Genomic DNA, 12,459 nt, shown 5'->3' on the forward strand with positions numbered 1-12,459 from the left:
AAAATTAACTTTTTTAGCTAAACTATAACCATAAATATAAAAAGGAGAACTAAATTATGAAAAAAGATGTATTGCTAAGTAGTGTTAGATGTGTTTTGGCGGTAATGGTAGTATCTTTATTTTCCAATTTAGCTTTACAATCTCTGTGTTTCGCACAAGAAAATCAGGAAAATTTGGTAGCAAATCCAAGTTTTGAACTGGATGAAAACGAAGATGGATGTCCTGATGGCTGGACATTTGGGGGCTCAGCAAACGCACGCTTAATGAAGGGAATAGCAAAGACAGGAGATTATTGTGTAGAATTAAAACAAGGCGATGTAAAAGGCACTTATATTGGTCAGAGAATTAAAATGACGCCTGGAAAGGTATACGAAATATCTGTTCATTATAAGATGAAAGATATATCCGGGTCAAGTGGGCCAGCTGTTTACTATTATTGGAAGAAAGGCGGATGCTTTGTTAAAAAACCGGGAATAGAGGGTTACTTGCACGACTGGATTGTAGTTACCGGAGCAATAAAAGGGAGTAGCGAAGATTGGATAGAGGTTTCTAAGACCATTATCTGTATTGAAGAAGCTGATAGCATAAAGCTAGCTCTACACATGTATGGCGAGCAAGATACTAATGGCACAATATGGTTTGATGATATAAGCGTAATTGAGATAAAAGAGAAAGAAATTGAAAGTGTTTCTGAGGGGCAAGATGGAAAGAAGGGTTCCACAAAAGGGGATGTGTTGTGTTACATCCCCTTTGAAAAAGATATTCAGCCATTAAGTGAGCTGATTGATATAATGCCAGAAACCGCAGGCGATTATTCACTGGCTGACGGCAAAAGAGGCAAAGCCATCAAATTTAATCCTGGTCTCTTTGAAGCCAGATATTATTATAAAAATAAAGTACCTCCATCAGCAATAAACTTTTGGATTAAAATAGAAAAGGATATTATTGAAAACCAAAAAATTTACAGGATTTTACAGACTTCTTTTGGAACTGATTTTATTAGCCTGTTAGAGTTAAATAATCAAATCTTAAGGTATGTTATCAAAAAGGATAGTGCTCAAAAATGTTATTATTATCCAGTAAGTGATTGGGTTAAAAATAAATGGCATTACATTTATATTCCATTTAAAGATAATAATAGTCCATTTTACGTAGATGGGATGCCTTCTTCAGTTATTTCGGATCCCAAGGTATCTGCAGAGATGCTGAAAGATGTGCCAATTACAACCAGGTATTTTTTCCAGATTGGTTCTTTTGGACAGAGCATTGAGAAAGTTAAGGACAGTATTTTAATTGACGAATTGCGAGCTTCCTCGGTTACTCTTTCAAAAGATGAAATAAAGGAAAGCTACTTATCTGGGCTAACCGATAAGTTAACATACCGTCCTCCTGTTGTCGAAGCCACGAGGTGTTCAAAGTCACCAGTCATAGATGGAATAATAGAGGAGAAAGAATGGCAAGATGCTGGAAAATACACGGGTTTTGTGCATTTTGACAATGGCAATTATGCGGATAGACAGACATGGTTTTATGTTATGTATGATGATGTATCTTTATATATGGCATTTGAATGTGAAACTAATGCTCTAATACAAGGTAAATCAAAGGAACGAGATGATAATCAAATCTGTATGGATGAATCAATAGAAGTGTTTCTGCGGACAGTGGATACTCTTGAACTGGGATATTATCATTTTACGGGTAATTTCAGAGGAGATATATATGACGGATGGGGAATGGATAAAAAATGGAATGGAAGTTGGATATGGAAATGTCATAAAACAAATAATGGATGGTCTGGAGAGCTTTGTATTCCAGCAAAGGATTTAGGTGTTAATCATATCAATTACGGGGATAAATGGAGAATTAATGTTTGTCGAAACTATGGAGGCATGCCCTCTGAAGATAGATGGACTCAATGGGCGCATACTCCCGGCTCATATCACGATCAATCTAATTTTGGCAATCTGATATTTCCAAAAAACCCACTTATAGTGCATGCAAAAGAGATTAAAATTATTCCAGGGAGAGAGATTAGTATAAAGACAGATATTTCTGCCACAGACCTGAAAGGTAAAAAAATTTATTCAACCTTAAAAATATATGCCAAGAATTCAGTTACAGATTCAATAGTTAAACATTCACAAAAAACAGCGGTTTCAAAGGGCGAATTCAAAACTATGGATATAGTCCAAAAATTGAGCTCCGCCGAAGGAGTGTTAGCCTACTCAATTAGAGATGCAACAGATGATAAAACTTATTTATATCAAATGATTAATTTTGGAGAAAGAAAAGCTAAATCGAAGCGACTAGGAGATAAGGAGAAAAAACATGAACTTACCAAAACGAAACAAAAAAGCAAATATCTTACGCAAAGTGAGATCGATAAAGCAAAAGATGAGCAAAAGATATGGAAGAATAATAACCTGGGTAAGACCAGATGCGTGCTCCCCTCTTGGGAACCCCTTCAGATTATAGATAATAAAGTAGTTACATGCTGGAATAGAAAGTATGCGGTAGGTGATAGCATTTTTATGAAGAACGTTAAAATCAATGAAAAAGATATATTTAATGAAGATATAAAACTTGTGATTATAGACGAAATGGATAATCGCACGATTTTTGATGTTGGGGAAAATAAGGTTGTTTCTTTTGAAAAAGATAAGGCTGTTTTGAAATGTTCTACGATAAAAAATAGCTTTAAAATAGACATCAAGAAAGAAGTTGAATATGACGGAATGGTTAGGTTTGATTTCAGCATTGAGCCTGTACAGAAGAAAGTTAAAATAAAAGAGATGTTTTTGGAACTATCCTTTAATAAAGAGTTAATGAAGTATTTTCACTATTTTTCGAGAAATCGAATTCCTCCCGGTTCAGATGCAGGGCTTATTCCAAAAGAAGGCATATCGCTTGATTTCAGACCATTTGTATGGGTTGGAGATGACAACATGGGATTCGCAGTATTTAGGGAATCTGAAAGAAATTGTTATGTTTATAAAAGCAATAATAATTTTAAGATAATACCAAAATCTGATGTACTTATATTGAGATTAAACTTTATAGATACATTATATGATTTGCATGAACCTTTGCAATATACAGTGGGCATGCAGGCTACGCCGGTAAAACCGCTTCCTGAAGATTGGCGGACCTGGGGGTATGAGAGAACATTTGCAAATCCGTGGAGCACATTGCAGGAATGGGATTCGTTTGGAAAGGGAGAAGAAATGTGTGTTGACCCAGTGCAAGCAAAAATAATGGCAAGAAGATATCGTAAGCAAGGGAAAAAAGTGATGCCGTACTATCCAATTGGCATGTTTAGGCATTGGTTGCGAGATGGGCGATTACGACCTGAGGCTAAGTTATTTGGAAATGAATGGCTGGCAGCCGGTACAAAAATAAAGCCCGGAGTAGTTCCTCGAAAATATGAAATTGCATATGGATCAGGAATGTCCTATATTTCTGTATGTCCAAGGTCTGACTGGGCAGATTACTATATGTGGAATCTAAATCGGATGATAGATGATTTAGAGATAGGAGCAGTCTATCTGGATGGTTCATTTTCTTTGTGTGCTAATGAGACACATGGATGTGGGTACATAGATAAGAATGGAGATTGGAAACCTGAATACAATTTTTTTGCCTGTCGCGATCTTGTGAAAAGAATACGCACTCTCTTTTATGAAAAAGGTGAAAAACCGCCATGTATATTCATCCACACATCTGGTTGGACCAATATCCCTGTTATTTCTTTTGCAGATATATACTGTGATGGTGAACAGTATAATGCGGGAAATGTTCGGGTAAAGGAACATTATACAGAAGTATTGCCTATTGATAAAATACGGGCAATGACTATGGGGAAACAGTGGGGTGCGGCTCAGCTATTTCTCCCTGAACTGCATGGTGATTGGGATAAGCCGGAAGCTCCGACCAGAGAACTTTTGGCTATGCTCTTGATCCATGATATCCTAATATGGCCTGCTTATTGTAATGCAGAAGTTGTTAGAAGTGTTTATGAAATCAAAAAGGATTTTGGAATGGAAAAGGTGGAATTTTTTCCATACTGGGAAAGACATCAGGTATTCTGCGATAATGATAAGATTAAAATAAGCTATTATAAAAAGATTTCCTCAAATGACCAGAAATACCTGTTAATAGTCAGCAATTTAACTAATGAAGTGCAATTTGCTCAGATCAAACTAGATTTTAATGTCCCTAATAGTAAAATGATTAAGCTTTTTGACTTGGAAAATAAGAGATTTCTTGATTGCGAAAATAAGTCATTTTCTGTACCTGTAAAGAGTTATGATTTTAGATTGATTGAGGTAAATATTTCTGGACTGGAATAGACTAAAAGCTATAATAATTAAGAGGAGGTCTTGCAAAAATGGAAATATTTGGAGCAGGAGTAATAGGTTTAAATATGGGAGAAGGGCATATTAAAGGATATTTAGACAATCCTTATACTGAAGTAAAGGGAATATGCGATACTAATAAAAAATTATTGGAATGTATAAAGAAAAAATCACCTTTCACAAAAACATTCGTTATAGAACTGGCTGGAGGTTACCTTGGATATATTGCTACAAGCGAATCTTTTAAACAGGGAGATTATGAATCAACAGGTTCAGCTTTCAAGCCAGAAACGGGTAATATTTTAAGAGATAAGGCATTAGAATTACTCAACTTATTGTATGCAAATAAAAACATATAAGAAAGGGAGAGAAAATGTTAACTAAAATCAGGAAAGTTTTGGGAAACAGGAAAAGTTTTACGCTCATTGAGCTTTTGGTCGTGATAGCCATAATAGCTCTGCTTGCATCAGTGCTTTTGCCTGCATTATCAAAAGCAAGGGAGATGGGAAGACGGGCAAAATGCATCAGTAATCTAAGACAGATGCATACAATGCTTATGATGTATGCATCGGATTGGGATGACTATTTGCCAATGGGTTATGGTGGCGCTGGTTATACATGGTGTGAGCAATTACAAATGTACGGCGCTAAATTCGGCAATAAAGGGGTTAGTTCAGTATTGTTTTGCAAAAGTAATCCAAATGCTATGATGGCAACAGGTGCATTTCCTGGATATAGTGTCAACTATGCTTATAACCTGTATTTTGGAAATACTGATTTCTTGCCTAGGCAGTTAAGACTATCTAAGATTAGCATTCCCACAGAGAAAATGATAGCGTGTGATGGTGGGGAAGATATTAATGGAGGAGCACATTATCGAATAAGCAATAGTTCTAGAGTTGGTCATGTGCATAACGATGGCGCAAATTTTCTTTTCTGTGACGGACACGTTAGCTGGTACGCAGAGGGCGACGTAGATGATGACCGGTGGTCTCTTCCTTAAAAGTTAGAGGATAATAGGATGACACCTAAAGAATGTTTTAAAGCAATTTTTAAGTATAATGAAGACTTTGACAGGCATCCTACCACATACTATATACTATGAAACACCGGGAATAAATCAAGAACTAATGGATTATTTCTCTATCAATTCGCGGGAAGAATTAAGACATAAAATTACTATAGGAGATTGCTATGAAAAAAAGATATGCTTTGGTCGGAACAGGCGGGCGTGGAGTAGCTATGTTTGCCAGACCTATTGTTGAAAAGTATAAGAAACAAGCAGAACTTGTTGCCATGTGTGATGTCAATCCGAAGAGACTGGAACTTGCTAATAGCATTATAAAACGCCATGTCCCAACTTATACTAATTTTGATAAGATGCTCAAAGAAGTCAAATTTGATACGCTTATTGTTGCTACAAAGGATTCAACCCACCATGAGTTTATTATTAGGGCTCTGGAGACCGGACATGATGTTATTACTGAAAAGCCAATGACAATCGATGATGAGAAATGCAGAGCTATACTTGGAGCTGAGAAAAAGAGTGAAAAAAAAGTTACAGTTACTTTCAATTACCGTTATGTTCCATATGTAACACGCATAAAAGAACTTCTTTGTAAAGGTATTATTGGTGATATTATCTCGGTTGATTTTAGCTATTATCTGGACACCTCACACGGAGCAGATTATTTTCGCAGATGGCACAGGAGAAAGGAAAATTCAGGCGGGCTTCTTGTCCACAAAGCAACGCATCACTTTGATCTGGTTAACTGGTTTTTAGATGATGAGCCTGAAGAGGTATTTGCCAGAGGGGCATTGAGATTTTACGGTCATACCAGAGAAGATAGAAGCGAGAGGTGTTTGACATGTAAGTATAAAAAGACCTGCGAGTTTTATTTTGATATTGAAAAGAAAGAACTGAATAAAAACTTTTATCGTAAGGCAGAAGACGAAGATAAATATTACAGGGATAGATGTGTATTCAGTGATGAAATTGATATTGAGGATACAATGTCAGTGTGTGTGGCCTATAAAAAGAGCACATTCTTAAATTATAGCCTTAATGCCTTTCTGCCTTATGAAGGATGGAGGATGTCTTTGAATGGGAAAAAAGGAAGGCTTGAAGCAGAGGAGTTTCATAGTTTTCCGGGAGGCATACCTGAGGAGAAGCAAATAAGGATTTACCCATTATTTAAGAAGCCGAGAATTATCAAGGTTCCTAAAGCTGCGGGCGGACATGGCGGAGGGGATGAAAGGCTTGAGGATATGCTTTTTAAAGAGAGGATTCCAGATCCTCTGGGGCATCAGGCTGGTTCATGGGGTGGAGCTATGTCTATATTGATTGGAATTGCCGGAAATAAGTCTATAAAGACGGGAAAACCTGTTAAGATTAAATCATTACTTTGAAAGGAAATAATAATGGCTAAAGCAAGACGTAATTTTTCTATGCAGAGTTATTGGGAAAAGATAGCTGAAGACTGGGAGCCGTTTCTAAAATTTAAAGGTAGAACTAAATCTGACTGGACTAGCTGGAGGAAGAGTGCTTATCCGAAATTTTTAGAGCTATTGGGAAAATTCCCTAAAAAAGTTCAACTGCAGGCAGAAGTAGAGTCAAAAGTAGAGGACGGTGATCTAATTAGGGAAAGAGTGGTATTTAATTCCGAGGAGTTTATGTCTGTCCCCTGTCAGGTCTTAAGGCTGAAGAAGATGAAGGCGGATAAGAAAAACCCTGCCATTATCTGCAGCCATGGACATGGTGCTTTTGGAAAAGATCCAATAGCAGGAATCCGTTCTTCAAAAGAACATATAGCTTTTATTAATGAACATAACCATAACTATGGCGAACAGATGGCTAAGGCTGGTTTTTTGACCATAAGTCCAGATCTGCGAGTTTTTGGAGAACGCAGAGACGGTCATAACCCTTTCCCGGGCAGAGATGCCTGTAATGTCAATTTTGTTAAGGGAGCTCTATTAGGAATCTATCCACTTACCCTAAATATCTGGGACATGAAGTGCTGCATTGATTACTTAGAAACAAGGTCTGAGGTTGATAAAAAACGTATTGGCATGATGGGGCTCTCTCAAGGTGGCACTATGACCACCTTTACTGCAGCTGCTGAACCAAGGATTAAGGCTGCGGATATTATTGGTTATGTAAATCCTTGGCAGGGATTTGGTATAAAAAGAGCCAATTTCTGCGGTTCTCAGATTGTGCCTGATATTTATCGCTATTTTGATACTGATGACATTGCTGGCTTAATCGCACCTCGACCTCTTCTTTTGGAGATGGGAATTTATGATAATTGCTTTTTTATTCATGACATGCTTAAAGGTTATGAGGGAGTTAAAAAAATTTATAAAGCAGCTGATGCAGAGAATAAACTCTGGGCTGATATTCATCCCGGCCCCCATGCCTTTGCCGGGAATAAAGCTTTTGTATTTTTTAAAAAATACCTATAAGGAATTTAACTAATTAGTACAAGAAAACGCTTGGGAAAAGATACCTTAGCTTGGTAATCCTGAGTGGCAGAACACGCCTACTGAAATGTTCACAGAGTATCGTGATGCATTAAGATCCGGGGTAATTTTGGCGGACATGACACAGATGTGGATGGATCTATTGAAGTTCAAGAGATATCACGACCTCACAGGAAATGGCGTGAATCATCCGAATGATTTTGGGCATCGTATCTACGCACAGGTATTATTAGGTTTGCTTGTGACTGATTAGTGGGAGTGAAGTAGAACAAGGCATTACAGTTGGATAGTCCTAGTGGGCGTATTCGCTGGGCTTAACTGCTAGCACGCCAAGTGCAGCTTCTTGCAGGGTGCAAGTCCCCGCATATTTTGGAGAAAAAGATGAAAACAATGACAGAACGAGAGAGGTATGTGAATACACTGCTTTTTCAGGAGGTGGATAAGATTCCTTTTACGCCGGGCGCCCCACGTGAATCTACACTGAAACGCTGGCATAAAGAGGGACTGGCTGAAAACAGAAATTATCTGGATGCTGTGAGTGAAAAGATTGGCATAAAATTAGATACTTCCCAGAATAAGCGGCGTGTGGGTGTTGGTGTTTCTTTTAAGATGATTCCTGCTTTTGAAGAAAAGGTGCTTGAACATAAAGACGGACATTATGTCGTTCAGGACTGGATGGGAAATATCACTGAGATATCAGACAAATACGATTATACGTATATTCGCAGTGGCAAGGATTTTGTTACCCGTAGATGGCTTAAGTTCCCGGTTGAGGACCACAAAAGCTGGGAGGATATGGAAAAAAGGTATAATTCAGAAACAGCAGGCAGGTTTCCAGATGATTTCAACGAACGGTGTGAGAGATTACAGAATAGGGACTATCCTGTCGGCATTTCCTTTCCAGGGCCGTTCTGGCAGTTGAGAGAATGGTGCGGATTTGAGCCGCTATGCATTCTTATGATAGAAGATCCCGAATTTGTTATGGATATGATTTCATTCTGGGCAGATTTTGTTGTCAGAACTATGGAGCCAATTCTTGAAAAAATCAAACTTGATTTTGTCTGGATGTCTGAGGATATGGCATACAAAGCGCACAGTATGATTTCCCCTGAAATGACACGCAGGTTTCTGCTTCCTGTTTATCAGAAATGGATTCCTTTGATAAAGCAAAGCGGATGTCCCATTGTTGATATGGATTCCGATGGATATGTTGGAGAACTGGTCCCTATCTGGATTGAAGCGGGTATTAATTGCTGTGATCCTATGGAGGTTGCTGCGCAGAACGATATTGTCAGCTATCGTCAGAAATTTGCAAAACGGATGGCGTTCAAAGGCGGTGTTGATAAACGTGCTATTGCAAAAGGCGGAGATATTATTAAGAAAGAGTTAGAGCGCATTATCCCGCCCTTGTTCAAGGACGGTGGGTATATACCTGGTTGTGACCATGGAGTTCCTCATGATATTTCGTGGCAAAACTTTGTTTATTATTGCAGGCTGCTGGCTGAATATACAGGATGGTTGAAATAATCAACATCTGCTTCGCGATTCTTCTTTATTGAATTTTACTACAACTGGACTTTGTTATGAGAACTAAACTATTACAAAAGACTTATAGAATAGCCAGCTGGTGGTTAGTTTGGGAAGATTTAATATATCCTGATAAGGGAATTGAAGAGAAGATTACAAAAAAAGCTGAGAGATTCAAGGAATCTGGTTATAGAATTAGGGCTTGATATACTTGAAGAGATTCAACCTGATGCTGCAGGTATGGATACTGAAGAACTACATAATGAATTCTATGGTAAAATTGCTTTCTGCGGTAGTATAAGCACCCAACATCTATTACCATCTGTCACTGTTAATCAAGTTATAAAGGCAATAAACTTAAGAAAAGAACTGTTTGCTAAAGGCGGATTGATAATCGCTCCAGATCATAATATTCAGGTTGGCACACCAATAGAAAACATAATAGCAATGTATGAAACTATTGGAAGTTTAAGAATATAAAAATCTTCATGATTTTTCCAATATGTTATGGACTCATACATACGAACGTTCTGGTTATTCAGGAAGATCATACTATCGAACAGCCAGTACTCAGCCTTGTGTGGTAATTTTATCTATTTCTTTATCATATGCATGCAAGAATTTTAATCCATATTCATAAGTATCCTTTACTGAAGCAGGCCCTGACCATACGGCTTGAGCTACAATTTCTTCTGCGTAATCTTGCCCTGAAAACATAGGCTTGATTCTTATTGTTCCACCTTTTTCTATTCGAAATTTCCCTGCTATTTTTATGCCGCTTTTACTTATGTCCTTGCAATATGCGTGCACACTCATTTTTTTCTTGAGAGCCAGATTCAGGGGAAGTCGATAGGTAAGCTGTGTGCGGGGATGCTTTCTTCTTTCTCTTGATTTTATCATATTCACTCCTTTCTGTTGTTATGCCAAAACCTGTTTAGTAATTACAGCTAAACGCATTGTATTAGCTGTAATCTGCTGAATAAGTTTTTTGCATTGACCTATTTGTTCTTGGGTAGTTAGGAAACTATTAAACTGGGTTATTATTACATCAATTCCATTTTTGTACACTTCTTCATATCCTTCATCCACCATTCCACATACTGCGATAACTGATTTGCCGTATTTTTTGGCCAGTTTTGCAATCCCTATGGGTGTTTTCCCAAATATAGTCTGTCCATCAATCTTCCCTTCACCAGTTATCACCAGATCAACATCCTGAATATGTTTCTCAATACCACCTGCCTTAATAACCAGTTCTATACCACTTTTTAGGCGTGCGTCGAGAAAAGCAACCAGTCCGGCTCCTAATCCTCCAGCAGCTCCTGCCCCTGCTAGATTCTCCACTTTTACTCCAATATCTCTGCGAATTACGCTGGCAAAATGGGATAATGCTCTATCCAGGATGCGTACCTGTGTTTTTGTCGCTCCCTTTTGTGGGCCATATACATATGCTGCTCCCTTTGTGCCGCAAAGCTGGTTGTCAACATCGCATGCAACTTCAAAATCACAGGCTTTAATGCGCTTGTCCATAGAGCTAATATCTATTTTAAACAACTTTGATAAGCTGCCTCCACCAAATCCTATTTCCTTACCTGTCTTGTCAACTAGTTTCGCTCCTAAGGCCTGTGCCATGCCTGCTCCACCATCTACAGTCGCGCTGCCGCCAATGCCTATTATGAATCTCTTGCACCCTTTTTCCAGAGCGTATTTTATTAATTCACCGGTTCCGTATGTGGTGGTTTTCATCGGATTTCTTTTTTCAGGGGGCACAAGTGGAAGACCAGACGCCTCAGCCATTTCAATAACAGCAGTTTTATTATCCCCAAGAATTCCAAATTTGGCTTTAACCTTTTCTCCAAGAGGATTTGTTACCACTTTGGTGATGAATCTGCCTTTTGTAGCCGCTATGAGACCCTCAACAGTCCCCTCTCCTCCATCTGCCATTGGGATTTTTATGGTCTCTACTTCTGGACATACCTGCTTAATCCCGTTTTCAATAGCATTACATACCTCCAGAGCTGAAGCAGCCCCTTTAAAAGAATCAGAAGCTATGAGAATCTTGCCCATGTTATGACACTTTCATTTTCTCTTTATTATATACACACTACTAATAGCTGTGTGTGATCTAAGAACAATATAAATATCTCCGTTTTCTGCTTCAAAACACAGCTGATTAAAGCTTGGACTGGCAGCAACAAGCCTGCCATATTCAGATGGAATGATGTAGGATAATACAGTCTGCTTAAAAGGACGCTCCTTTTTTTTCATGGTTTGCGCAAGTATTGATCCGCTGATCAATACCAAAAGCACGATTACACTTACACCGATAACAGCTAGTTTCTTCATATTCCCTCCTTTTTACTGTTTTGGATTTTGAGTTTTAACTATTTGAATTTGTTTCGAGTTTCTGATTTCTGATTTCGAATTTAGGAAAATTATTCTATACTCTTTAATGGAAGTTTTGATGATATTTGTAATATAGCATATAGAATTTTCCCAGTCAAAGTGATACAATTTCTGTCATGGCAGATGTAAAAGTTGTAGCAGTTAATAAACGCGCAAGGCATGAGTATTATGTATTAGAGACTTTTGAGGCAGGGATTGCTCTTAATGGCAGTGAAGTAAAATCAATGCGTACGGGAGGCGTAAATATAAAGGAGGCGTTTGCAAAGATTGAAAATGCAGAGGTTTTAATACATGGTATGCATATAAACCCTTATGAGCAGGCCAGCAATTTTAATCATGATCCTCTTAGAATTCGCAAGCTTTTGCTTCATAGGCAGGAGATAAAACGCCTTATTGGACAGACTTCCCAGAAGGGACTTACTTTAGTGCCTCTGCAGATTTATTTTAAGAAAGGTAAGGCAAAGATAGAAATTGCTCTTGTAAAGGGCAAGAAGCTGTATGATAAACGCGATGCGATAAAGAAGAAGGTTATAAGCAGGGAAACAGAAAAAGCTGTTAGCTAAAATTTAAAAGTGCACAGTTTAAAGTTTAAAAGTGCACAATATTTAGGTCTTCATTTTTAGCTGTTTGAACACCAATAAGCCTATTGTCATACCAGCATCTGATTTCCCCTTTTAGATAACGTCCA

At 38.0% G+C, this 12,459-nt stretch carries 12 protein-coding genes; 9 read left to right on the forward strand and 3 right to left on the reverse strand.

What is annotated here, in order from left to right; genetic code table 11:
* Positions 1-56 precede the first annotated feature (56 nt).
* From KKC91_08850 to KKC91_08885, 8 genes are all read left to right on the forward strand, one after another.
* Positions 57-4,352 carry a hypothetical protein gene (locus KKC91_08850; GenBank protein MBU0478661.1) on the forward strand — a complete coding sequence of 1,432 codons (4,296 nt, stop codon included), beginning with the start codon at positions 57-59 and terminating at the stop codon, positions 4,350-4,352.
* 38 nt (positions 4,353-4,390) lie between these two features.
* On the forward strand, positions 4,391-4,717 hold the full coding sequence (locus tag KKC91_08855) for a hypothetical protein (protein MBU0478662.1): 327 nt from the start codon (positions 4,391-4,393) through the stop codon (positions 4,715-4,717).
* Between the two features lie 14 nt (positions 4,718-4,731).
* Positions 4,732-5,361 (forward strand): prepilin-type N-terminal cleavage/methylation domain-containing protein, encoded by a 630-nt coding sequence (locus KKC91_08860; protein MBU0478663.1) that lies wholly within the window; start codon positions 4,732-4,734, stop codon positions 5,359-5,361.
* 191 nt (positions 5,362-5,552) lie between these two features.
* A complete protein-coding gene (locus tag KKC91_08865) occupies positions 5,553-6,767 on the forward strand; it encodes a Gfo/Idh/MocA family oxidoreductase (protein MBU0478664.1) in 1,215 nt (404 codons plus the stop codon).
* 12 nt (positions 6,768-6,779) lie between these two features.
* A complete protein-coding gene (locus KKC91_08870; GenBank protein MBU0478665.1) occupies positions 6,780-7,820 on the forward strand; it encodes a dienelactone hydrolase family protein in 1,041 nt (346 codons plus the stop codon).
* An 85-nt stretch (positions 7,821-7,905) separates the two neighbouring features.
* Positions 7,906-8,091 carry a hypothetical protein gene (locus tag KKC91_08875; protein MBU0478666.1) on the forward strand — a complete coding sequence of 62 codons (186 nt, stop codon included), beginning with the start codon at positions 7,906-7,908 and terminating at the stop codon, positions 8,089-8,091.
* Positions 8,092-8,219: 128 nt separating this feature from the next.
* A complete protein-coding gene (locus KKC91_08880) occupies positions 8,220-9,365 on the forward strand; it encodes a hypothetical protein (GenBank protein MBU0478667.1) in 1,146 nt (381 codons plus the stop codon).
* A gap of 141 nt (positions 9,366-9,506) precedes the next feature.
* Positions 9,507-9,845 carry a hypothetical protein gene (locus tag KKC91_08885; protein ID MBU0478668.1) on the forward strand — a complete coding sequence of 113 codons (339 nt, stop codon included), beginning with the start codon at positions 9,507-9,509 and terminating at the stop codon, positions 9,843-9,845.
* Between the two features lie 90 nt (positions 9,846-9,935).
* On the opposite strand, the gene KKC91_08890 is transcribed toward KKC91_08885, so the two are convergent.
* Genes KKC91_08890 through KKC91_08900 form a run of 3 tightly spaced genes read right to left on the reverse strand, consistent with a single transcriptional unit; the run spans position 9,936 to position 11,711 of the window.
* Entirely contained in the window at positions 9,936-10,265 is a 330-nt protein-coding gene (locus tag KKC91_08890) for a PilZ domain-containing protein (GenBank protein MBU0478669.1), read from the reverse strand.
* An 18-nt stretch (positions 10,266-10,283) separates the two neighbouring features.
* Positions 10,284-11,432: a glycerate kinase gene (locus KKC91_08895; GenBank protein MBU0478670.1), complete on the reverse strand. Its 1,149-nt coding sequence runs from the start codon at positions 11,430-11,432 to the stop codon at positions 10,284-10,286.
* Positions 11,433-11,444: 12 nt separating this feature from the next.
* Positions 11,445-11,711, reverse strand: coding sequence for a hypothetical protein (locus KKC91_08900; protein ID MBU0478671.1), 267 nt, complete (start codon positions 11,709-11,711; stop codon positions 11,445-11,447).
* Positions 11,712-11,887: 176 nt separating this feature from the next.
* Between KKC91_08900 and smpB the strand changes: the two genes are divergently transcribed.
* Positions 11,888-12,334, forward strand: coding sequence for an SsrA-binding protein SmpB (gene smpB / locus KKC91_08905; GenBank protein MBU0478672.1), 447 nt, complete (start codon positions 11,888-11,890; stop codon positions 12,332-12,334).
* Positions 12,335-12,459 lie beyond the last annotated feature (125 nt).

This window comes from bacterium, from assembly GCA_018812485.1.
In the GTDB taxonomy this organism is placed as follows: Bacteria; JAHJDO01; JAHJDO01; order JAHJDO01; family JAHJDO01; genus JAHJDO01.